Origin of the sequence: Legionella feeleii, assembly GCF_001467625.1 — a bacterium.
Taxonomy (GTDB): domain Bacteria; phylum Pseudomonadota; class Gammaproteobacteria; order Legionellales; family Legionellaceae; genus Tatlockia; species Tatlockia feeleii.
Map to the genome: position 1 here is coordinate 1 of NZ_LNYB01000031.1, position 21,163 is coordinate 21,163.

Here is a 21,163-nt window from a genome sequence, read left to right on the forward strand (position 1 = left end):
GGTTTTAGAAATTTTGAAAATTATAGATTAAGAGTTAGAGTGCTTTGTGGATAAGTGAAGTGCCCCCGGATTTGGGGAAGACCCAAAATTTATTCTATCTACATTGTGTCTACATGAAACTTTTGAAATCTCGCAGATTCACTATAAATTATTGATTTTAATGGTGGCCAGAGGCAGAATCGAACTGCCGACACGAGGATTTTCAGTCCTCTGCTCTACCGACTGAGCTATCTGGCCGCGAGAGGTTGCTATTAAACTCCGAGAACGTTTCCGAGTCAAGGGGCGTTTATTATTTTTTTTGTAAAAAGTAGTCCTTTGCAAAGTGGTTGAATAACAGGCAGTCGGAACGAGCTAATTTTGCCCGATTTTTGTTTCTTGGGTTGTTCAAGAGAGACAAACAGGTCGGGTAGACTATATCAAAGCAGCCAGCTCGATGTCATGGACTTACTTCGCGTGTTGACGCAATTGGTTTTGATAGGCAACAGCAATCTGGGCTCCCAAGAGGGCGTTATCTTTAATCAACTCGATGTTCGCTTTCAAACTTTGGCCGGCTGTTAAATCAGTAATGCGCTCCAGCAAGAAGGGGGTAATCGCCTTCCCACTGACATGTTTAGCCTCTTTTTGTGCCTGTTTGATGATAGGAATGATTTTATCGACGGGTATTTCTGCCTGTTTGGGGATGGGATTAGCAATCACGATGCCATTATTGATGGCGAGTTTGCGCTGGTAATGCATTAAATTGGCAATTTCTTCAGGGCTATCGAGACGGTGGACAAGCGGTATGCCGCTTGAGTGGCTATAAAATGCCGGAAATTCATCAGTCTTGTAACCAATGACCGCAACACCGTGCGTTTCGAGCATTTCGAGCGTTTTGGGTAAATCGAGAATGGATTTTGCTCCTGAACAAATGACTGTGACTGGCGTGCTGGATAATTCAATTAAATCAGCTGAAACATCAAAACTTTCATTAGCATGCTGATGTACGCCGCCAATGCCGCCCGTGGCGAACAGGGGCAAACCGGCTAAATTGGCACAAAACATCGTCGCTGCTACGGTCGTGCTGGCTGTTTTTTTACTACTTAAGACAAAGGCCAGGTCCCGCCGCGATGCTTTGACTACGTCGTCGCAATTCGCCAAATGCTCCATGAGTTTTTGATCAATCCCAATATGAATTTTTCCTTGATAAAGGGCAATGGTAGCGGGTATGGCACCATTATCGCGAATGAGTTGTTCCACAGCGGCGGCAGTCGCTAAATTATCTGGATAGGGCATGCCGTGCGAAATAATGGTGGATTCCAACACCACAATGGGTTGTTGATTATTGAGTCCATCACGGACCTCTTTGCCAATATGCAACAACTCATGAAACATAGTGCTTAACCTTCTTCCTTGGGTACGAAACCGGATGGTTTTGCTGACCCTTCACCAAAAAAATATTTTTGCATTTCGTCATTAAGAAATTCACGTGCTTTTGGATCAATTAAACTCAAACGGTATTCATTAATAAGCATTGTTTGGTGAGACAGCCACATTTTCCATGCCTGTTTTGAAATATGATTAAAAATTCGTTCACCCAATGGACCAGGAAACGGTGCCTTCTCTAATCCCTCGGCTTCCTGGTTTAGTTTCGCACAAAAAACATGTCTTGTCATAATGGCCTTGACTCAAAATTGGTAAGAAGTCGATTATGCGGCAATGCTATTCTATCGGCAATGCTAATCATTAATCAGCACGGCATTTAGCTTGCGCCAGCATAATATGCTGCGAAAGCAATTGTTCTTGCTCTGCATTTAAATCTTCGAATTGTACCGCTGTCCGGTATTGAGTTTCACTATGGTATTGACTGTAAACAACGACTGCATCCAGCACAACAGGAATCATCTTCGGTTTCGTGTAAATGACTACTTTCATGTGCGTTTTTTCTTTAACCCGATCTTTGGTTTTAAACGACATACCACCCAAACTAATATTGACTTTACGCAAGTGAATTTTATCGCCAATTAAAAGATGACGGGCAAGATAATCAATTTTGGCGTTGATTAAATTTAAATAATGGGCAAGTGCCGGTTCCTGCAATGCAAGGGATTGAGTCAGCTCGGCCAACTCATAATCCAGACTCTGGAAATATTGGGTTGTTTCCAGGTAGCGTTTGCCGTTTTGCCCTAATAAATCTTCGGTTATTGATTTATCAGAACACAGTTCTCCGCTGGTTATTATTTTGTAATCGAAATAAACCTGATCCTCAATGCGGAAGTGCTGACGTCTTTCATGTACAGGCATAATCACTCCATAAAATCCGTTTTATAAGAAGTTTTAAAGCCTATTGGAATGTTGGATTGATCATGGTCGGTGGATAGGCATTTTGCTTATCAGCACCTAGAAGAAATCCGCACATTACCGGCTCTTATGTTAACTATAGACACAGATTTGGAGTGTTAGTGAAAAAAATGACAAAGAAGATCAAAATTTTTATCAGAATGAAGATTAATTGACTGCCAAAAAGCATCGGGGTCGAGGTAAATTTGCTTATTAAAAAGGACGTTCTTATCCATTAACCGATTGAATTAAAATATAATTTAAATGAGAGAGTGGAAATATTCCTGCAAAACTCCCTAACGATAACCGAGATATTTGCTTAATAAGACCAACACCGTTAAATGAAGGGGGTAATAAGCATAGAAGAAATAGGGGATACGGGGGAAGGTCAGATCGAGTTTGGTCGCAAGAAGAATTATCGGCAGTGAGGCTAGGGCCCAGTTATTACCATTAAAACGTGCAATAAATACGCAGAAGAATACCGAGGCAATCAAAGCGGTAAGAGAGGGTTTTTTGCAATAGAACCAGCAAGAAAGGCAGAAAGCAATACCCTGCCAGTTATATTCTACAAAAACACCGCCAATGAAAAATAAGAACACCGCCAGAATGATATTATCCACACCCCCTTTTTCATAAAGAAACATGCAAAGTGCGGCGATAAAAAAGCTAAACATAATATTAAAGGGATAGATATGCTGCAAATATCGCATTGCCATATAGGCTGGAGTGGCTAGCAAACCAAACAGGATTAAGCGTTTAAACGCACGGCCATAAGTGCCGTGGGCCAGCGCTTCAGGCCGCGCCAGGTTGTAAGCAAAAATAAAAGCAAATAAGGGCATGGCTAATCGGCCTATGCTCAACGCAGTATAACTGCTTGTGTTCCAAAAAATTCGATTGATGTGATCAATAGTCATGGCTAGCATGGCTAACCACTTCATCGCTTCCAACGTGCCATTGGCAATTTTAAGTGAAGGAAGTGGATAAAAAATTCTCATTCTTGTATTTGCGTTCAACAATCGCTTTCCTGCTTTTTTTGTCAAATCAAAAGGGGCCTGGAGACATTTCTCCTAGCAAGTCCGAAAAACCAGCGAAAACTAAGCAAGACCCTAAGGGTTGGTTACATTCCGCAGGGTTGGGGTTTCCTGGCATCGTAACACCAACAGTAGAAATGCAGACAGCCCCAATTATTAACGTAGCTTGTCAGGAAATACAATAGACTTCCTCGAAAACACGCCTAAGAAAGAATTGCCTGGTCGATACGGTGTTGGAATCCGTATGGGCTTGACGTGCGGCCAAGACCATTTTGGTCATAAGAAAATTGAATTAGTAGCCCTTTCACGAAATGGTAAAAAATTATTCATTATTGTCATTTGCAAGCATTAGCGATGACTATAATAGAAGAGGGAGATTTCTTTTTTTAAATGCGATTTAGGCTGTGTAACAACCATGACTCGAGCGGTTAAGGAGGACTATAGGACGCATCAGTTTGAATGGGCTGCTATTGCTTGGCATAAGGGTTTGAATATTGAGCTTTATTGAAGCCACTTGTTACAGCAAGAGATGAAGAAGGAATAGTAATTTAAATTAGCTCCATTATTTTAGGATGAAACATGAGCGAACATTATACGGCAAGAATATATTGTGGAGCCGAAGAAATTGCCCATAAATCTGGTGATGATATTGAGCAATTATATGTATGGCTTTTGGCTGTTGCTAATGGCCCGCACGGAGGGAGTCACGGAGAAATTATTGATAATGAAAAACAGGAAGTAGTCCGGCAATTTAAAAAGCGATCAGTAGAGTAGTTATAAGAATCTAAAGCATGAAAGTTAACTCGTTCGCAGTTGCGATAGACTATCCACAAAATCTGTGGATAACCTTGTGTATTGCCTGATGATGGACAGTCAATAACAACGAAGAATCACTTATTCGACCACTCACACTATATCAAGACGGCCTAAATTTCACTACAATAGGTTTTTATCAAAATTAAACCAAGTATGTTTAAGCCACTACCACTTTTCATTGGGCTACGCTATACGCGGGCTAAAAAACGGAATCATTTTGTTTCCTTCATTTCACTCAGCTCCATGCTTGGAATTGCTATTGGCGTTATGGTGCTTATTACCGTTTTATCAGTGATGAACGGGTTTGATGAGGAAATTCACAAACGCTTTTTCAGCATGGCACCGGAAATTACGGTTAGCGGCTCCAATGGTAAAATCAGTGATTGGCCCGGTCTTGAGAAAGAGCTTAAAACATTTCCAGGTGTTAAAGCGATTGCACCCTATGTGGGCGGTCAGGGCTTGCTTACCCACGAAGGACAAGTTTTACCTATCGTATTAACAGGCGTTATTCCCGAGCAGGAAGAGGCAGTCACTCATCTTCAGGATAAGCTATTGGCTGGTAATGTTGCTAACCTTAAAAATTTTGGCGTTATTCTTGGGCGTGGCCTGGCTGATAATCTGGGTGTTATGCTTGGAGACAAAGTCACTATTATGATTCCCCAGGCAACAGTGACGCCTGCCGGCATGATCCCACGTTTCAAACGTTTCACCGTGGTTGGGGTTTTTTCTGCTGGAACAGGGTTTAATTTCGATACGAAACTGGCTTTCATTAACCTGCAAGATGCCCAGAAATTATTGCAACTGGGGAATGATGTCACCGGGCTGAAGATGAAAATAGATAATATTTACAAAGCGCCACTCATGTCTGATCAATTAGCTGAGAAACTCGGTGAGGAATATCAGATTGGTAATTGGACACGAGAGTTTGGTGCTTTTTTCCAGGCGGTGAAGCTGGAAAAAACCATGATGTTCCTCATTCTATTATTAATTATTGCCGTAGCTGCTTTTAACCTGGTCTCCTCGCTGGTCATGGTCGTTAACGATAAGCAATCAGAAATTGCGATACTGAGGACTATAGGAGCGACCCCTTCCACCATCCTGTGGGTATTTATTGTCCAAGGCATGATGGTGGGATTTGTAGGGACCTTGTTAGGGCTTCTGGGGGGGCTTCTTTTGGCATCGAATGCAACGACTATTGTTAATGCCCTGCAATCATTCTTCCATACACAAATCCTGTCTTCAAATATCTACTTTGTTGATTATCTCCCTTCAAAAATTATGTTCAGTGATTTATGGCAAATATGTGCTATGGCGATGTTAATGAGCTTTGTTGCGACGATTTATCCAGCCTGGCGTGCCTCAAAAACGGTCATAGCGGAGGCCTTACATTATGAGTAAAATAATTTTCGATTGCCAAAATCTGCGTAAAACCTATCATGATGGTACTGCCTCAGTCGATGTATTGAAGGGAATTAATTTTACGATTAATTATGGTGACAGAATTGCGATTGTAGGGCCCTCTGGTTCTGGTAAAAGTACGTTATTGCATTTATTGGGTGGTCTGGATAAACCGACTGCTGGACAAGTCCTCATGCAGGATGTTGATTGGCAAAAACTCTCTGAGAAACAACGTTGTAAAGTGCGCAATCATCGTTTGGGTTTTGTTTATCAATTTCATCATTTATTACCTGAGTTTACTGCATTGGAAAATGTGGCTATGCCTTTATTATTGGCGGGAAAAACGATTGCTGGTGCTCAGGAAGAGGCAGAAATAATCCTGAAGCAGGTGGGGCTTGCCAAACGACTCAGTCATAAACCGTCGCAATTGTCTGGCGGTGAACGGCAACGAGTTGCAATTGCCAGAGCGTTGGTACATCAGCCACAATGTGTCCTGGCAGACGAGCCTACAGGCAATTTGGATCATGCGACTGCTACCCAGGTTTTTGATTTAATGCTGCAGTTGAATGAGAAATTAAATACAGCTTTGATTATAGTAACACATGACATACAATTGGCGGGCAAGATGGATAAAATCATGACTATTCAGGATGGTTTTCTTGCCTAACTTTACTCATCGATAACGGCGAGAAGAGTTTTCGATTGAGTTGTATTAAATGTTGTGGAGATAGTTGTAATGTCAACAGGAAATGTTCCAGATTCAAAGTTGGTAAACAAGGTAATAGAACGCGTTAAAGGGCAAGACCAAAGAAATAATGCGCCTGTGACTGCAGCACAGTGGCCTACTCAGGGCGGTTTGTTTGGGAGAGTCAATCGTAATGCTCCTGACGACCAGGAGCCGGCGGCAGATGCACCGGCTACGATCGTCAATAGAAGATAACTCTAGTAATCGGCATGCCCTGGTGTGCGTGGGAAGGGAATAACGTCCCGAACGTTACCAACACCGGTCACGTAGCTCACCAGGCGCTCAAAGCCCAAGCCAAACCCCGCATGGGGTACCGTGCCGTAGCGGCGAAGATCTCGATACCATTGATAGTGCTCTTTATTGAGATTGCATTCTTCCATGCGTTTATCAAGCACATCTAATCGTTCTTCACGTTGGCTTCCACCAATAATTTCTCCTATGCCAGGCGCTAACACATCCATTGCCGCGACTGTACGGTCATCGTCATTCAGACGCATATAAAAACCCTTAATTTCTTGGGGGTAATTAGTAATGATGACCGGTTTCTTACAAAGTTCTTCAGCAAGATAACGTTCATGTTCTGATTGCAGATCGAGTCCCCAGCTAACCGGGTATTCAAATTTGCGCTCCGCCTTTTCCAAGGCAACTATTGCATCGGTATAAGTCATGATTTCGAAATCTGTTTGAACGATATGTTCCAGACGCTCAATACAACCGGGCGCTACGAATTGATTAAAGAAATCCATGTCATCCTGGCGTTCATCAAGAACGGTTTTACACAAATAACGGAGCATCTCCTGGCTGAGTCCGCAAATATCATGCAGGGTAGCGAAAGCTATTTCAGGCTCTATCATCCAGAATTCGGCTAAATGGCGGCTGGTGTTGGAATTTTCTGCACGGAAAGTAGGGCCAAAGGTATACACTTTTGACATCGCCAAACAGTAGGCTTCAACGTTTAACTGTCCAGAAACCGTTAAGAAAGCTTCGTGGCCAAAAAAATCTTTCGTAAAATCAACCTGGCCTTGCGCTGTTTTAGGCAAGTTAAGTAAATCTAACGTACTGACGCGAAACATTTCGCCAGCACCTTCACAATCACTGGTGGTAATAATAGGCGTGTGGATCCAAAAATAGCCGCGTTGGCGAAAGAACTGATGGATTGCCTGGGCTAAACAGTCGCGAATACGGGTTACAGCACTGATGGTGTTAGTCCGTGGGCGCAAGTGCGCAACTTCACGTAAAAATTCAAGTGTATGCCGTTTCGCTTGAATCGGATAGCTGTCAGGATTTTCTACCCAGCCAACCACTTCAACCTGTTCCGCCTGGATTTCAAAAGATTGACCTTTACCTTGTGAAACAACTAATTTGCCAGTGACAATGATCGAACACCCGGCAGTAAGTTTCAGAATTTCATTTTGGTAATTTGCAATAGTGTCGCTGACAACAATTTGAATTCCGGCAAAGCAAGAGCCATCATGCAAATTGATAAACGATAAACCTGCTTTTGAGTCACGTCGTGTTTTTACCCAGCCGCGGACAGTGAGTGTTTCATCAACACTGACTTCACCATCCAGGCATTGTTTTATTGCATATACCTCTGTCATGATGTACTCCGAAAAACATAAAATAGTCATTAGATTTGTTTACTGTAGACAGCTGCTATTGTAATGTCCGCGCCTCAGGCACTTTGCAGGCGAGTGCAATTTCAACAAACCTGGTTGCATCCCGCTATACTAAAGAGCAAGGTAAGCAACAATAAAAACTCGATAATACACTAAATGAAAACAATGGGGGAACCTATGTTGCGAGGAGTTGTACTGTTTTTACTATTTTCATGGCCATTTTATCTTGTTGCCCAAGATACAGAACTAAAATTTTATCGTCCTTTTGGTGAGGTCAATCAGCAAGTTCCGTTGGTAGTTAAAGAAGAAGTAAAAGGTCAGTGTTGGCAACAATCAGAACGTATTAAAAGAGAAGATGCCTGGCGTTGTGTCGTGGGGGATAAAACCTATGATCCCTGTTTTGTTAAACAATATGGTTCGAATACACAGGCTTTATGCCCTCAATCGCCATGGATTGGGGATAGTGTGCAAATAGATCTGCCAGCCGCAGTGGATAATAGCCAGCATACGGAATTGAATATGGCAGAGACTTTGCCTTGGGCTCTGGAGCTAACAACGGGGGAAAAATGCCAAGCTGTGGATAAGGGCGATTTTTTTGATGGTTTACCAGTACGCTATCACTGTGATAGTCAAACCGTATTACTCGGCCATATCCAGCGTTGCAAAGCAAGTTGGAGTATCTTACAACGTACTGCATCCGGGGTGTCTACTGCCTGGGTGGCAAAGGCCTGGTTTTAAATGGTATTCTGATCGGGTTAAGTTTGGGGGTGTTTAGATTCGCCAGGATAGCAGGAAAGATAAATACCCTATAATAATGAGGTAACCACTGTTTATGGAGTGAACTATGTTTACTGCTCTGTTCCATTCTCTTATTTTCTCTCAAATTTTAGGTTTGTATTTTATCATTGTGGCTATGATTATGATGATTAGAATTGATTTTTATCGTCATTTTATAATGAATTTGAAAGCGGGCAGTGGTGTTATTATTTTGGCTGCATCCTTTTCTTTGATAGTGGGGTTGATGTTAGTTGTTGTGCATAATATCTGGGTTTTAGAGCCGCAGGTTATCATTACCCTGCTAGGTTGGCTGTTGGTTATCCTGGCAATACTATGGCTTTCAATACCGGAAAAAATGACGCACTTCAGTCGATTGGTCTACAGTGGGAAAGGCTACTATGTGCTTGTTCTTTTCACCCTGTTTATTGGTATCCTGTTACTTACCAAAGGATTTTACCATTATATGTGAAGAGGTAACTTTATATTAGCGACTGAGGTTAGCCTTGTTGTTTCATCCCTCACTCATAAGGGGCCGCATCCCTGAATGGCGTCAGGCTCAGGCAATGGGCATTAATCTCATTAATGATCGGATAATTAGCCATCGAAAAACCGAAACGATTGGCGTTATAGATCTGGGGAATAAGGCAAATATCTGCCATGCTCACTTCATTCCCATAACAGAGTTGATTTTTGTGTGGGATGGCTTGCAATCGTGCCTCCAAAGCATCGAAACCAAGTTTTAACCAATGGTGATACCAATCCTGGATTTGTTGCTCGTCCGCTTGAAATTGTTCGCGCAAGCGCATTAGCACGCGTAAATTATTCAATGGGTGCATATCACAGGCAACAGTTAATGCCAGGCTTCTGACTTGCGCTCGACCTAAGGGATGCTGGGGTAAGAGCGGCGGCGCGGGATTCATTTCATCTAAATACTCAATAATGGCTAAGGATTGGCTGATAATATGCCCATTTTCATCCAAAGTAGGGACCAGTCCCTGGGGGTTCAGTTGTAAATAATCAGGATGCCGTTGTTCACCACCATGATTGATCAAATGCACAGCCAGTGTTTCATAACTAATATTCTTAATATTTAAAGCAATACGTACGCGATAACTGGCAGTAGAGCGATAATAGTCATAGAGTTTCATTTTTCTGGCCCTTTGTAACGAGTGACAGTTTGCTCAATAGCCCCAAAGATGGACTGCCCTTGCTGATTCAGCATTTCGATACGAATCGTATCGCCATATTGCATAAAGGGAGTGTGTGCTTTGCCTTCGGCAATTATTTCAAGCATGCGCTTTTCGGCAATGCAGGAAGAACCTTTACTGCGATCCACATTGGAAACAGTTCCCGAGCCGATAATTGTTCCAGCAGCCAAATACCTTGTTTTTGCGGCATGGGCAATTAGCTCCGGGAAGGAAAACGTCATATCTATACCGGCATCGGGTTGACCAAATAATTTCTTATTAAGATGACTGAGCAAGGGCAGATGAACACGTTGGCCATCCCAATGCTGCCCTAATTCATCAGGCGTAATTGCTACCGGAGAAAAACTGCTGGCAGGTTTTGACTGGAAAAACCCAAAGCCTTTGTTTAATTCACCAGGAATCAGGTTACGCAGAGAAACGTCATTAACCAGCATAAGCAATTTGATGTGTTTGGCCGCCTGCTTGGGGTCTACGGCCATGGGAACATCATCGGTAATCACTGCCACCTCAGCTTCAAAATCAACGCCATAGGCTTCATCAGCGACTAATATAGGACCTGTCGGATCAAGAAAACTGTCGGAACCTCCCTGGTACATCAGGGGGTTGGTCCAAAAATCGGCAGGCATTTCTGCCCCCCTCGCTTTCCTTACCAACTCCACATGATTTACGTAAGCACTGGCGTCAGCCCATTGATAAGCTCGAGGTAATGGTGAAGCATAGTCATCCGGCTTAAAAGCAAAGGTCGACTGAATCTGTCCTTCATTAAGCGCCTGATAGATTTCCTGCAAAGGTTTTTCCACTGCCTGCCAATGTTCTATTGCAGATTGCAGGGTTTTAGCAATATGACCAACTTTAATTGCCTGGGTCAATGCTTGATTAACAACACATAATTCCCCGTCGCGACAATTTGCTGTTCTTAAGCTGGCTAATTTCATAATAGTCTCTCAATGGGTTTCTTGTAAGGTGCCTCTTTTAATTTGATCGCGCTCGATAGCCTCAAACAAGGCTTGGAAATTACCCTCGCCAAAACCCTGATTACCACGACGTTGAATAATTTCAAAAAACACAGGCCCAAAGATATTTTCGGTGAAAATCTGCAGTAATAAGCCTGCCTTGGCATCTTTTTCACCATCAATCAAAATACGTTCCTGCTGCAACTTTGCCAAAGGTTCTTTATGCCAGGGAATGCGGTGATCGACCATTTCATAATAGGTATCGGGAACATCAAGAAAAGCCACGCCATGCGCTCTCAAGGTATGGACTGTCGTATAAATGTCTTCTGTATTAAGGGCGATATGTTGAATACCTTCGCCATGGAATTCATGCAAGAATTCTTCAATCTGTGATTGATCGTCTTTGGACTCATTCAAAGGGATCTTGATTTTACCGCAGGGGCTTCCTAACGCTCTACTGACAAGGCCTGTCATCTGTCCTTTGATATTAAAAAAACGAATTTCGCGGAAATTAAAAATAGATTCGTAGAAATGGGCCCATTTATCCATATTACCGCGATAAACATTATGGGTTAAATGATCGATAAAGGTTAAACCACAACCATGAATGGCTTGCGTCACGATTGGTTTGTGTTGCCACTGATCAGCAAAAGGATGGTGTTGCTCATCCACGAAATAAATCACGCTGCCGCCAATCGCCTGAATAGCAGGCAAATTATGATCGGCATGTTTGCAATCCTGGAAAGGGGTCGCACCATGTTTTAGGGCGTAGGCATAGGCTGCCTGCACATCGTGCACGCGAAAGCCCATGGCACAGGCGCCAGCTCCATGCGTCGAGGCATGCTGTTGTGCCTGACAATCACTGGCAGCATTGACTATAAATTGAATTTGTCCTTGCTGATAAAGCGTAATGTCCTGATTTTTATGGGTAGCAACAATTTCGAAACCCATTTCACTAAATTGTTTATGCAAAAACGTTTTATCAGGGCCGGAGAATTCTAAAAAAGCAAAACCGTTTAATCCGCAGGGGTTGTTGGTACTATTTTCATTCATTGCCTAACTCCTTGTTAGTCTATAGTCCATCCAGAACTAAGGACGTGGTTTGACTAAAAATAATCCGTCAGCAATCGCTAACAAACTGATATACACGCGGTCATCTTGTTTAAAAATTCATTGAGCCGGCGAATTTCGCGGGTTTGTCCCCCGGTTTCTTGTTTATCGATTACTTTACCATCCCAAAAAATGTTGTCTATGGCGATGAGGCCTTGAGGGCTAACCAATTGAAGTGCCAGTTCATAATAATTCAGGTAATTTGTTTTATCAGCATCAATAAAAATGAAATCAAAACTATGGGCATGGCCTTGCTGTAGTAATTCGTGCAATGAATTTAAGGCCGGCCCCAAGCGTAATTCTATTTTTTTATCCTGTTTGGCTTCATGCCAAAAAGGAAAGGCTTTCGCTGTCCATTCTGCATTAATGTCACACGTGATTACCTGCCCATCATCCGGTAATGCCAATGCCATCGCCAAGGCACTGTATCCAGTGAAAGTGCCCAGTTCGAGTACTTTACGGGCATTAATCGTGTGCAATAAAAACTGCATAAATTGGGCTTGTTCAGGTGACACTTGCATATTGGCAAGCGGCAGTTTTGCTGTTTCCTCCCGCAAAGCGTGCATGACAGGATGTTCCCGTAAAGAAATGTCCAGCATGTAATCATACAGAGCAGGGGTTAGAGTTAAATGCTTCATCAATAAACCTTCTCTCTAAACCATAACCTCTGAGCCAGAGGTTATGGGTTTTAAGGGAATTAAGCCAGTTTCTCTTGGGCTAGGGTATCTGCTATTTCACTGGTAGGACGATTTTCCTGTTGTGAACGAGTAAAAATTTGTAGCAGTGCTGTACCGATACCATCAATTTGTTGGCTAACCTGATGTTCCGGTGTATGTAAATATTTACTGGCTGCAAAGATTAATCCGCCGGCGTTAATGACATAATCGGTCGCATAGAGAATACCTTTATCATGCAAAAGCTGGCCATGATAGCTATGGGCCAATTGATTGTTCGCAGCACCTGCAACAATAGGGGTTTGCAATTGGTTGATGGTGGTGTCATTGATGATAGCGCCCAGAGCACAAGGTGCAAAGACATCACAAGGTACTTTATGGATACTTTCGGTTGGAACTGCAACAGCGCCGAATTCGCGTACGGCATGTTCCACAGCCGCGCTGTTAACATCGGCTACTGTTAATTGGACGCCTAATTCATGTAAATGCCCTGCTAACAGATAACCAACATGCCCTAAACCTTGGATGGCAATGTGCAAACCATTGAGATGGCTTTTTCCTAACTTGAATTCTACTGCAGCCTGAATCCCTCTTAATACGCCCTTGGCAGTAGAGGGGGATGGATCACCATTATGGCTTGACAAACTGGCGACATAAGGGGTGTGTTGAGCAATAATATCCATGTCGCTTAAGATTGTACCGCTGTCCAAAGCCGTGATATAACGTCCACCCAGCTGGTTAACAAATCGACCAAAAGAATGCATATAAGCTTCGCGATCGAAGGGTTTAGCCGGTTTGATGATAACCGCTTTTCCGCCACCCAATGGAAGGTTAACCGAGGCGGCCTTATAGCTCATTCCTCTTGCCAGGCGCATCGCATCAAGGATGGCACTCTCCGTATCGGGATATTCAATAAAGCGACAACCACCCAGCGCAGGGCCAAGTTTGGTATTATTGATAGCAACAATTGCTTTCATGCCCGTTTCACTATCCACTTTAAAATGTATATCACCAAATCCGTGTGAAAGTGCGTAATCAAGAAAATCACCTTGATCGGTTACAAGTGATTCATTTTTTTTCATTGTGTCAACGGACATCATTTTTAAAAACTCCCTTGGTATTCTCGTGCACATGTTATAGACCGATTTGACTCCTAAATCAATGGAAGTTAGCGTTATAAACGCATTGGAAGCAGTCCATGCATGGTGTACACTGGTTTGCAGGACTTAAATTTCGGAGACATGAATGAAAAGACTAGCTGGGATGCTTGCTTTGACATTGGCTGGTGATTTGTCCTATGCCATCACACCGCCGAAGATGATGTTGGATAAGGTCATGTATCAGGTGTCTGCTAAGCAATGGGTTACTACCAAGACCGCCTTGTTGACGGTTAATATTAATGCAACGTTAACGAATGCGGATTTAGTTAAAGCGCGTGCTGATATCATGTCTAACCTGGCTAAAATTGCTGGGGGAGAATGGCATTTAACGCAGTTTGATCGCTCTCAGGATAGTTCCGGCCTGGAAAAACTCTATGTGGCTGCCCAGGCTCGAGTACCACAGGCAAGTTTGACTGATATTTACAAAAATGCCAAAAATGTGAGTAAGCCTGGTGCAACTTATGACATCGGTGCTGTGGAATTTAAACCAAGTCTGGAAGAAATTCAGCAAATTAAAGCGCAGTTGCGCCAGCGTTTGTATGAAGAAGTAAAAACAGAAGTAGGGCAAATAAATAAGGTTTATCCTAATCAGAATTACAGTCTTAATCGCTTAATTTTTCTGGACGGTGAGGTTGCAACACCACAGCCTCGTGCTTATAAAGAAGCGAATACCATGTTTACTGCGGCAGTCGCTGCCCCTGCTCCTGCTCTGACCGTCAGCAATGAATTGGTAATGAGTGCACTTGTGGAGTTGGCGTCCAATCGACAAGAGGGTAATACAGTTGCAAACACAAGTAATTGAGAAGGTAATTGGCCATCGCGGTGCGGCAGCGTATGCTCCGGAAAATACCTTGGCTTCCTTTGATAAAGCCTTAGCCTTAGGTTGTCGCTATGTTGAGTTTGACGTTATGTTAAGCGCAGATGGTGAACCTTTTGTTTTTCATGATGAAAGTCTCAAACGAACCACTAATGGTAAAGGTGAGTTGGGGCGAGTGGAGGCAGAGTATTTACAATCGCTAGATGCAGGCCGCTGGTTTTCCAGCCATTATTCGGGTGAAAAGATTCCGCATTTTCGTGATGTGTTGCAATGGTTAACATTTACGGACGTAAAAGCCAATATTGAAATAAAACCTTATCCTGGCAGTGCTGAACAAACAACTGCTGTTGTTCTGGCGCATATCCATCGCTACTGGCCCCGCGGTAAACCCTTACCGCTGGTATCCAGTTTTGAATTGTCTGCATTGACTCTGTGCCGTACGCTCGCTCCGGAAATGCCTTTGGGTTTACTTTTAGATGAGTGGGATAAAAACTGGTTAAAAAAAGCCAAAGACCTGCGATGTTATTCCGTGCATGTTAATAAACGGGTCCTTAGCGCTGCTCGAGTCAAGCAGATTAAAGAGCAAGGTTATGTATTGTTTGTTTATACGGTGAATCGCAAAAAGGTAGCAAACAAGCTTTTCGATTGGGGTGTTGATGCGGTGTTTAGTGATTATCCTGATCTCCTGTCATGCCGCTAGACGTCTTGCCAAGCTCTACTGCAGTGGTGTTTTGCTTGGTTGGCAGCGTGTTCCAATCGTCATGGGCTCATAGGTCAATGCTGATTTTGCGCTCCATTTTCTGCTGCCCAGCTCGTAAGGCAGTGCGTTGCAAAAGACGTTTTTTAAGTCTCTTCTTCGCATTATTCTTTTTAATTCCCTTCAGTAGTTCAGCAAAAACCGAAATAGTGATGTGGCACTCACTTGCCGGGCATTTGGGTGCTGAAGTCAAGCGTTTGGCAACAAATTTTAATCATAGCCAAAATGATTACACGGTAAAACTGGTTTATAAAGGAGAATACATCGAGGCGATAACAAGCTTTGCGGCGGCTTTTCGCGCTAAGCAGCCTCCTGCCATCGTGCAAATATTTGAGGTGGGTACCGCGACCATGCTTTATCCACCAGGCATTATCAAGCCTGTGGGTGAGCTGATGCAGGAACAAGGCTTTAATCTGCCTGAAGACCATTTTCTACCGGCGTTGCGTGCCTTTTACAGTGAAGCAAACAGCTTGCTGGCGATGCCATTTAATACCTCTATTCCGGTTATATATTACAATGCGGACGCTTTGGCGAAAGCGGGCTATTCTGTGTTTCCAGATACTTGGGAAGAGATGGAGGTTCTCGCTGCGGCATTAAGGAAAGCTGGTTATGCCTGCGCTTATACAACCGCTTATCCTGCCTGGGTTCAAATAGAATCCTTTTCTGCTATTCATGGTTTGCCAATGCTTGATGCAGAACGAGCGGTAGTTAGTTATAACAATCCAGCGATTATCAGGCATCTTGAACGATTAAAAGAATGGCAGCAAAAGCATTATTTTGAGTATGGTGGGCGTACCAGTGATGCAACCGTTTTATTTACCAGTGGCAGATGTCCTTTATTCAGCCAGTCATCGGGGGCTTATAATAGTTTATCCGAATTGGTGCGTTTTCGTTTAGGGGTGGCCGCACTGCCACTGGATAAACAAGTGAGTTCAAGACGCTACAATAATGTTACAGGCGGCGCTGCCTTGTGGGCAGTTGCAGGGCAGAAAGCGGACGTTTACCGGGGGATTGCTGCATTTTTTGCTTATATTGCCCAACCTAAAGTACAGCAGCACTGGCATCAGGAAACGGGTTATTTACCTTTGGGAATTAGTGGTGTTTATGCGGGATTGGCGCAAGAAAGCCAACATCCGGTGCTTAGGCTTGCCCAGGCCGATTTAATGGGGCAACAGGCTAAAGAGGCAAGAGTTAATTTTGGTCCACAGAATCAAATTCGGGCCATTAATGATGAAGCCTTGGAAGCCATATTTTCTGGCATGAAAACACCTGCTGAAGCGGTTCGAGAAGCTGAAAAACACGCTAATTATGCTTTGATGCGCTTTGTACGCATTACGAAGGAATAACGCTTGATCGTGTCATTGCTCAAAGTGCTTCAACCAGAAAAAGCGTTTGTAGCCTGATTAAAAACTAGGTTTGTAGTAAGCCGGATTATCAGGAAAAATTTGATGTGCTTCTATTTGTTCTTCAAGTGTAGGCATGGGGAGTGGATAATTCAGAGCGTGTTTTCTATCATTAATAGCTTGCCTAAGTATTTGTTGGTCTTGTTGAAGGCTCTTTTTCATATCTGCAAGATAGCCATTAATAAATTTAACCTGAGTTTGTGTCAGTTTTTCATTTTTAAACTGCAATAGAATATTACGCTCCAAACTAACATGAAGTTGTACATAGTTAGTCCAGGTTCTCTCTATTCCTCGCATAATAGTATCCCTGCGGGGATCGAAGTGCGCTATGGAGGCTAAAAATTTTTCAAAGAAAGGTACGATTGCGGTGTTCCAAAGATTATTGAATGACGCAAGCTGTTGTTCAAATAATTCGTGTTGCATGGGGTAACTCGGCAATTGAGAGGGGCAGATAATAACAAAAACCAAAAAAAGATCAAATTGATTTTTATTTGATTATAATTCTTGTCTTGGGCATGCCTGCATAGAACGGGGAATTCGAGTTTTATTCAAAACTGATACAATGATAGATTGAATTGTCAGGAAAAATTTGATTACTCTCGATCTGTTCTTCAAAAATCGGCATGGGTATTGGATTATTGAGTTGTCTTTTTCTTGCTTGCACAATTTGGTTAAAGGTCTGTTTTTCGTCTGTAAGACTGTCTTTCATGTAAGTAACCAGTTCATTATAGCGTGCCTTTTGTTGAGGGCTTAATTCATCTTCTACCATTTTTAATTCCGTATAAATTTTTTCTGCCAGATTTCGATGGAGATAAGCATAGTGAGTCCATCCTTGCTCTATGTATCTGGAAATCATAGGGCTGCGTGGATCGCAGTTTTTAATATAGTCCAGGAAATTATTGTAGTAAGGAACGATTACATTATTCCATTCGTTGACGCATTCATTAAAGGTATGGTCGAATAATTCATCACTGTACATCGTTGGTTTTCCGTTGCTAATAAAAAAGGGACTATGGTAACAAGAAATAAAAAAAGTGCACATGTATTTTATTTGTTAAAAATAGTGGGTTAAAGTTTTTGATTAGCAGTGGCTTAGAGATTGTTTGCAGGTCTTTTGCGCGGCTAAAATGGGAATCTTATTGAAGGCATTGCCTTGAAGCAGGAAGGGGAAATAATGCGCAATTACTTATGGCAAATTAAGAAAATCATTTTATCCCTATTAGGGCATAAAACGGTTGGTGCACGGGCTTTGGTTATCAATGACAACAAGGTGTTATTAGTTAAACATAGTTATACTCCCGGCTGGTATACCATTGGCGGGGCAGTGGAAAAAGGGGAAACACCGGTAGAAGCAGTTCAACGAGAACTTTTTGAGGAGGTGGGCGTGAAGTGCTTAACGTTGCCGAAACTATTCAGTGTTTACCATAATCATCGCGAAAAAAGGGATGACTATGTCGTGTTTTATCTCGTCGATAAATTTGAAAAAGAATGGGTTAGTTCCGACGAAATTTTGGATGCACAATGGTTTGAATTACAGGCTCTTCCTCACGATATTTCGCCTGCCACGCAGCGTAGAATTGACGAATATATTGGAACTCGCATGGTGGATGAACGCTGGTAAGTTTCGATTGTTGGCTTGCCTGCACAGGATCACGTCTTTTTCGGAAAGGACACCCAGTCTGTCCTCGCATAACTCCGCTCCAACCTTTTCGATTACTTTCTTAACACTCTGTTAATAATTTACAGTTTATAATGCTTCCATTATTCGTTATAAGCACGATAGGAAAGCTGTATGCCTATTACCGTCACTATTCCTCGTCCCCCTATTACTCTTCTCGTCTTGAGAGGTGATGGTATTAAAGGAGTGGGTTATGTAGGTGCCTTACAAGTTCTCAACGAAAAAAATGTAATACCCAATTTGACGACTGTGGCCGGAAGTTCGGCCGGTGCGATCACCGCGATGCTGATAGCACTGGGATATAGTCAAAAAGAAATTGAAGATGAGTTAAGGACCATGGATTTCAGTAAATTCATGGATCATCCTAACACGTTTCTTAACCGTGTTACCGGGGGCGTTTTTTCTGGATTGAAAGGGCTTTTGGGCTACAAACATGGGTTTTATCAGGGAGAAATATTACGCCAGTGGTTGGAAGAGAAAGTAGAGGCAAAATTAGGTAAAAAGAACGCCACTTTCCAGGATCTGCAAAATGCAATTAAAAATAATCAAGACGAACAAAATTTAAAGAAAAAAAATCAGTTTAAAGAATTAATTGTCACTGGAACCAATTTACAAACTGAAAAAACGGATATTTTTTCTGCGGCGACAACACCTGACTTTCCCATCGCCGACGCAGTAAGAATCTCCTCGTCGATTCCTGCTTTTTTTGAAACAGTTTATATAAATAAAAAAACCGGTCAGGTCGAACACGATATGACTGCTGAAAAAGCAAAAGATCCCAACTATGTTCCTTATGTGGATGGTGGTCTCTTAGATAATTTTCCTATCGAATACTTGTCCGATGAGCGATATGCTTCCTTATATGAAATAAATAATGGCATTAATCCCAGTGTCCTGGGCTTACGTATTGACAGTTCTTTTGAAACCAATGCTATTTGGAACAAAACTTCGAAAAAATCTCAGGAGTGGGATTTGTGGCGTTGGGTGCAGGCTGTTATCTCAAGTCCAATGGAAGATACGCATAAATTGGATAAATATGGGTTTCAAATAATTTCAAGTAATGATCTGAATATTAGTGGTACTGATTTCGCGCTCAGTAAAGAAGGTAAAGAACGCTTGATTCAAAAAGCAAAGGAAGTGACTGCCGCCTATTATGACAATTATATTGAAGGCAGTGCATATGAAATACTGACTTTCAAGACCAAAGAAGAGCTGGAATATCACTATAATGCCGCGAAAAATGAATTAACCTATCTTGAAGGGGTAAAATCATTTCGCTCTCTGAAACCAGATGAAGAACGAAGAGCCAGGTATTTGAACGACATTTTAATCCCTGCTTTTAACAAAACATTGGATACCTTGGTTGATTCTGTAAAAGAAGCCTTTTCAGGAGATTTGGCGCCTTTTGGAAAAGAGCAATCTTTTGTGCCAGAGACTCGCAAGGCTACCCCTGTATCATTAAAGCAACTTCCCACTTTTTTCCAACCTATTCAGGCAAAAGCAGTACCGCTTGTTGAACTGGAGAGAAGCGACGTTGCGTCTGCAGCGCCAGCGGCGTAGGCCGCGCCAGGGGCAGGTTTATCGTAGAAGCCTGCTCTCAAGGATGTCCAAACCCGTTTGCAGTTTGGCTCGGGAGTAAATACCTTGATTACGCTACGCTGCATCAGGGCGACTGACTACTGACTGGTTGATGGGTAGCCTGGGTGCAAGCCGCAGGCTGTAACCCGGGATTTTCCACTATTACGATAGAGGCTGCATAAACGCACTTAAATCTGGTCTTTCCCGCGAGTATGATAACAATAGTAGCCTTGATGCAGCGTAATCAAGGTATTTATTTAGCTTAATTCTTTAATTAATATTCTCCAATCCAACCCATCAAAGGAAGATAGCATGGTGAATTATCGGAGAAGTTTCATTCCCGGAGGCACTTTTTTCTTTACGGTGACACTGAGAAATAGAAAATCATGCCTCTTGGTAGATCACATTAATTTATTGAAAGACGCCGTTCAAACGGTTAAAGGGCAACATCCTTTCCTGACCAAAGCTTATGTGGTTTTACCTGACCATCTTCATGTAATTTGGCAGTTGCCACCAGGGGATTCGGATTACTCTCAACGGTGGAAAAAAATTAAAGCTCTGTTTTCAAAATCAATCCATAAATCGGCTTTACCCTTAATGAGAACAAGACACAATGAGTATTGTCTTTGGCAACGTCGGTTTGGGAGCATGCTATTAACGATAAAACAGATTTTGAAAATCACGTCAATTATATTCATTACAATCCCATTAAACATGGCTTAGTGGAGTCTTTGCATCATTGGCCTTATTCTTCATTTCATCATTATGTACGTAGTGGGCGATTATCTAAAAATTGGGCTAACTCGGGCCCTGAGCTAATAGAGAAGTTTGGGTTTGGGGAATAAATATCCTTGATTACGCTACGCTGCATCAAGGCTACTGACTACTGACACTGGTTGATAGGTAGCCTGGGTGCAAGCCACAGGCTGTAACCCGGGATTTCCCCTATTACCATAGTAAATACCTTGATTACGCTACGCTGCATCAAGGCGACTGACTACTGACTGGTTGATGGTAGCCTGGGTGCAAGCCGCAGGCTGTAACCCGGGATTTCCCCTATTACCATAGTAAATACCTTGATTACGCTACGCTGCATCAAGGCGACTGACTACTGACTGGTTGA

Annotated in this window: 24 protein-coding genes, 1 tRNA gene and 1 pseudogene; 13 read left to right on the forward strand and 13 right to left on the reverse strand. The window is 42.6% G+C overall.

The window, feature by feature from the left end:
- Positions 1-161 precede the first annotated feature (161 nt).
- From Lfee_RS05095 to Lfee_RS05115, 5 genes are all read right to left on the reverse strand, one after another.
- Positions 162-237, reverse strand: a tRNA-Phe gene (locus Lfee_RS05095).
- Between the two features lie 207 nt (positions 238-444).
- Positions 445-1,371 (reverse strand): pseudouridine-5'-phosphate glycosidase, encoded by a 927-nt coding sequence (locus Lfee_RS05100; protein ID WP_058444550.1) that lies wholly within the window; start codon positions 1,369-1,371, stop codon positions 445-447.
- Between the two features lie 5 nt (positions 1,372-1,376).
- Complete coding sequence (locus Lfee_RS05105; RefSeq protein ID WP_058444552.1) at positions 1,377-1,652, reverse strand: oxidative damage protection protein; 276 nt, start codon at positions 1,650-1,652, stop codon at positions 1,377-1,379.
- Between the two features lie 70 nt (positions 1,653-1,722).
- The gene (locus tag Lfee_RS05110; RefSeq protein ID WP_058444554.1) at positions 1,723-2,280 is read right to left on the reverse strand and encodes a PilZ domain-containing protein; all 558 of its coding nucleotides are present in this window, start codon (positions 2,278-2,280) and stop codon (positions 1,723-1,725) included.
- A gap of 332 nt (positions 2,281-2,612) precedes the next feature.
- Complete coding sequence (locus tag Lfee_RS05115) at positions 2,613-3,311, reverse strand: TraX family protein (protein ID WP_058444556.1); 699 nt, start codon at positions 3,309-3,311, stop codon at positions 2,613-2,615.
- Between the two features lie 615 nt (positions 3,312-3,926).
- Here Lfee_RS05115 and Lfee_RS05125 point away from each other — a divergent pair.
- The 4 genes from Lfee_RS05125 to Lfee_RS05140 all read left to right on the forward strand — a co-directional run bounded on the left by Lfee_RS05125 (position 3,927) and on the right by Lfee_RS05140 (position 6,501).
- Positions 3,927-4,121, forward strand: a complete 195-nt coding sequence (locus Lfee_RS05125; protein ID WP_058444560.1) for a hypothetical protein — start codon at positions 3,927-3,929, stop codon at positions 4,119-4,121.
- 195 nt (positions 4,122-4,316) lie between these two features.
- A complete protein-coding gene (locus Lfee_RS05130) occupies positions 4,317-5,561 on the forward strand; it encodes a lipoprotein-releasing ABC transporter permease subunit (RefSeq protein ID WP_058444563.1) in 1,245 nt (414 codons plus the stop codon).
- Positions 5,554-6,228 carry a lipoprotein-releasing ABC transporter ATP-binding protein LolD gene (gene lolD / locus Lfee_RS05135; RefSeq protein WP_058444565.1) on the forward strand — a complete coding sequence of 225 codons (675 nt, stop codon included), beginning with the start codon at positions 5,554-5,556 and terminating at the stop codon, positions 6,226-6,228. Before Lfee_RS05130 ends, lolD begins: the two co-directional genes overlap by 8 nt.
- Positions 6,229-6,297: 69 nt before the next feature.
- Positions 6,298-6,501 carry a hypothetical protein gene (locus Lfee_RS05140; RefSeq protein ID WP_058444566.1) on the forward strand — a complete coding sequence of 68 codons (204 nt, stop codon included), beginning with the start codon at positions 6,298-6,300 and terminating at the stop codon, positions 6,499-6,501.
- Between the two features lie 2 nt (positions 6,502-6,503).
- Here the strand turns inward: Lfee_RS05140 and asnS are convergent, their stop codons facing one another.
- The gene (gene asnS, locus Lfee_RS05145; RefSeq protein WP_058444568.1) at positions 6,504-7,907 is read right to left on the reverse strand and encodes an asparagine--tRNA ligase; all 1,404 of its coding nucleotides are present in this window, start codon (positions 7,905-7,907) and stop codon (positions 6,504-6,506) included.
- Positions 7,908-8,102: 195 nt separating this feature from the next.
- On the opposite strand from asnS, the gene Lfee_RS05150 reads away from it, so the two are divergent.
- Together Lfee_RS05150 and Lfee_RS05155 are read left to right on the forward strand one after the other, a co-directional pair.
- Positions 8,103-8,663, forward strand: a complete 561-nt coding sequence (locus Lfee_RS05150) for a hypothetical protein (RefSeq protein ID WP_058444794.1) — start codon at positions 8,103-8,105, stop codon at positions 8,661-8,663.
- 106 nt (positions 8,664-8,769) lie between these two features.
- Positions 8,770-9,171, forward strand: coding sequence for a hypothetical protein (locus Lfee_RS05155; RefSeq protein WP_058444569.1), 402 nt, complete (start codon positions 8,770-8,772; stop codon positions 9,169-9,171).
- Positions 9,172-9,220: 49 nt separating this feature from the next.
- Here the strand turns inward: Lfee_RS05155 and maiA are convergent, their stop codons facing one another.
- From maiA to Lfee_RS05180, 5 genes and pseudogenes are all read right to left on the reverse strand, one after another.
- Complete coding sequence (gene maiA, locus Lfee_RS05160; RefSeq protein ID WP_058444571.1) at positions 9,221-9,850, reverse strand: maleylacetoacetate isomerase; 630 nt, start codon at positions 9,848-9,850, stop codon at positions 9,221-9,223.
- Complete coding sequence (locus Lfee_RS05165; RefSeq protein WP_058444573.1) at positions 9,847-10,845, reverse strand: fumarylacetoacetate hydrolase family protein; 999 nt, start codon at positions 10,843-10,845, stop codon at positions 9,847-9,849. The genes maiA and Lfee_RS05165 overlap by 4 nt, the downstream gene beginning before the upstream one ends.
- Positions 10,846-10,854: 9 nt before the next feature.
- Entirely contained in the window at positions 10,855-11,916 is a 1,062-nt protein-coding gene (gene hppD / locus Lfee_RS05170) for a 4-hydroxyphenylpyruvate dioxygenase (RefSeq protein WP_058444575.1), read from the reverse strand.
- Between the two features lie 36 nt (positions 11,917-11,952).
- Positions 11,953-12,611: pseudogene (locus tag Lfee_RS05175) on the reverse strand (class I SAM-dependent methyltransferase).
- 59 nt (positions 12,612-12,670) lie between these two features.
- Complete coding sequence (locus Lfee_RS05180) at positions 12,671-13,747, reverse strand: Leu/Phe/Val dehydrogenase (RefSeq protein WP_058444576.1); 1,077 nt, start codon at positions 13,745-13,747, stop codon at positions 12,671-12,673.
- A gap of 145 nt (positions 13,748-13,892) precedes the next feature.
- Here Lfee_RS05180 and Lfee_RS05185 point away from each other — a divergent pair, with 145 nt between their 5' ends.
- The 3 genes from Lfee_RS05185 (at position 13,893) to Lfee_RS05195 (ending at position 16,727) form a co-directional block, all read left to right on the forward strand.
- On the forward strand, positions 13,893-14,609 hold the full coding sequence (locus Lfee_RS05185; RefSeq protein ID WP_058444578.1) for a hypothetical protein: 717 nt from the start codon (positions 13,893-13,895) through the stop codon (positions 14,607-14,609).
- Complete coding sequence (ugpQ, locus tag Lfee_RS05190; protein WP_058444580.1) at positions 14,590-15,324, forward strand: glycerophosphodiester phosphodiesterase; 735 nt, start codon at positions 14,590-14,592, stop codon at positions 15,322-15,324. The genes Lfee_RS05185 and ugpQ overlap by 20 nt, the downstream gene beginning before the upstream one ends.
- A 209-nt stretch (positions 15,325-15,533) precedes the next feature.
- The gene (locus Lfee_RS05195; protein ID WP_238584870.1) at positions 15,534-16,727 is read left to right on the forward strand and encodes an extracellular solute-binding protein; all 1,194 of its coding nucleotides are present in this window, start codon (positions 15,534-15,536) and stop codon (positions 16,725-16,727) included.
- A gap of 57 nt (positions 16,728-16,784) precedes the next feature.
- Here the strand turns inward: Lfee_RS05195 and Lfee_RS05200 are convergent, their stop codons facing one another.
- On the reverse strand, positions 16,785-17,207 hold the full coding sequence (locus Lfee_RS05200) for a hypothetical protein (protein WP_112854736.1): 423 nt from the start codon (positions 17,205-17,207) through the stop codon (positions 16,785-16,787).
- Positions 17,208-17,328: 121 nt separating this feature from the next.
- On the reverse strand, positions 17,329-17,763 hold the full coding sequence (locus Lfee_RS05205) for a hypothetical protein (RefSeq protein WP_058444582.1): 435 nt from the start codon (positions 17,761-17,763) through the stop codon (positions 17,329-17,331).
- 195 nt (positions 17,764-17,958) lie between these two features.
- On the opposite strand from Lfee_RS05205, the gene Lfee_RS05210 reads away from it, so the two are divergent.
- The 4 genes from Lfee_RS05210 (at position 17,959) to Lfee_RS17600 (ending at position 20,885) form a co-directional block, all read left to right on the forward strand.
- Positions 17,959-18,405 carry an NUDIX domain-containing protein gene (locus tag Lfee_RS05210; protein ID WP_058444583.1) on the forward strand — a complete coding sequence of 149 codons (447 nt, stop codon included), beginning with the start codon at positions 17,959-17,961 and terminating at the stop codon, positions 18,403-18,405.
- A 171-nt stretch (positions 18,406-18,576) separates the two neighbouring features.
- Positions 18,577-20,022: a patatin-like phospholipase family protein gene (locus tag Lfee_RS05215; protein WP_058444584.1), complete on the forward strand. Its 1,446-nt coding sequence runs from the start codon at positions 18,577-18,579 to the stop codon at positions 20,020-20,022.
- 330 nt (positions 20,023-20,352) lie between these two features.
- Complete coding sequence (locus Lfee_RS05220; RefSeq protein ID WP_238584866.1) at positions 20,353-20,763, forward strand: REP-associated tyrosine transposase; 411 nt, start codon at positions 20,353-20,355, stop codon at positions 20,761-20,763.
- On the forward strand, positions 20,667-20,885 hold the full coding sequence (locus tag Lfee_RS17600) for a hypothetical protein (protein ID WP_238584872.1): 219 nt from the start codon (positions 20,667-20,669) through the stop codon (positions 20,883-20,885). The genes Lfee_RS05220 and Lfee_RS17600 overlap by 97 nt, the downstream gene beginning before the upstream one ends.
- Positions 20,886-21,163: the final 278 nt, after the last annotated feature.

Coding starts and splice junctions, on each gene's coding strand:
- Lfee_RS05100 (WP_058444550.1), bottom strand. CDS start 1,371: ATGTTTCATGAGTTGTTGCATATTGGCAAAGAGGTCCGTGATGGACTC.
- Lfee_RS05105 (WP_058444552.1), bottom strand. CDS start 1,652: ATGACAAGACATGTTTTTTGTGCGAAACTAAACCAGGAAGCCGAGGGA.
- Lfee_RS05110 (WP_058444554.1), bottom strand. CDS start 2,280: ATGCCTGTACATGAAAGACGTCAGCACTTCCGCATTGAGGATCAGGTT.
- Lfee_RS05115 (WP_058444556.1), bottom strand. CDS start 3,311: ATGAGAATTTTTTATCCACTTCCTTCACTTAAAATTGCCAATGGCACG.
- Lfee_RS05125 (WP_058444560.1), top strand. CDS start 3,927: ATGAGCGAACATTATACGGCAAGAATATATTGTGGAGCCGAAGAAATT.
- Lfee_RS05130 (WP_058444563.1), top strand. CDS start 4,317: ATGTTTAAGCCACTACCACTTTTCATTGGGCTACGCTATACGCGGGCT.
- lolD (WP_058444565.1), top strand. CDS start 5,554: ATGAGTAAAATAATTTTCGATTGCCAAAATCTGCGTAAAACCTATCAT.
- Lfee_RS05140 (WP_058444566.1), top strand. CDS start 6,298: ATGTCAACAGGAAATGTTCCAGATTCAAAGTTGGTAAACAAGGTAATA.
- asnS (WP_058444568.1), bottom strand. CDS start 7,907: ATGACAGAGGTATATGCAATAAAACAATGCCTGGATGGTGAAGTCAGT.
- Lfee_RS05150 (WP_058444794.1), top strand. CDS start 8,103: ATGTTGCGAGGAGTTGTACTGTTTTTACTATTTTCATGGCCATTTTAT.
- Lfee_RS05155 (WP_058444569.1), top strand. CDS start 8,770: ATGTTTACTGCTCTGTTCCATTCTCTTATTTTCTCTCAAATTTTAGGT.
- maiA (WP_058444571.1), bottom strand. CDS start 9,850: ATGAAACTCTATGACTATTATCGCTCTACTGCCAGTTATCGCGTACGT.
- Lfee_RS05165 (WP_058444573.1), bottom strand. CDS start 10,845: ATGAAATTAGCCAGCTTAAGAACAGCAAATTGTCGCGACGGGGAATTA.
- hppD (WP_058444575.1), bottom strand. CDS start 11,916: ATGAATGAAAATAGTACCAACAACCCCTGCGGATTAAACGGTTTTGCT.
- Lfee_RS05180 (WP_058444576.1), bottom strand. CDS start 13,747: ATGATGTCCGTTGACACAATGAAAAAAAATGAATCACTTGTAACCGAT.
- Lfee_RS05185 (WP_058444578.1), top strand. CDS start 13,893: ATGAAAAGACTAGCTGGGATGCTTGCTTTGACATTGGCTGGTGATTTG.
- Lfee_RS05195 (WP_238584870.1), top strand. CDS start 15,534: ATGTGGCACTCACTTGCCGGGCATTTGGGTGCTGAAGTCAAGCGTTTG.
- Lfee_RS05200 (WP_112854736.1), bottom strand. CDS start 17,207: ATGCAACACGAATTATTTGAACAACAGCTTGCGTCATTCAATAATCTT.
- Lfee_RS05205 (WP_058444582.1), bottom strand. CDS start 17,763: ATGTACAGTGATGAATTATTCGACCATACCTTTAATGAATGCGTCAAC.
- Lfee_RS05210 (WP_058444583.1), top strand. CDS start 17,959: ATGCGCAATTACTTATGGCAAATTAAGAAAATCATTTTATCCCTATTA.
- Lfee_RS05215 (WP_058444584.1), top strand. CDS start 18,577: ATGCCTATTACCGTCACTATTCCTCGTCCCCCTATTACTCTTCTCGTC.
- Lfee_RS05220 (WP_238584866.1), top strand. CDS start 20,353: ATGGTGAATTATCGGAGAAGTTTCATTCCCGGAGGCACTTTTTTCTTT.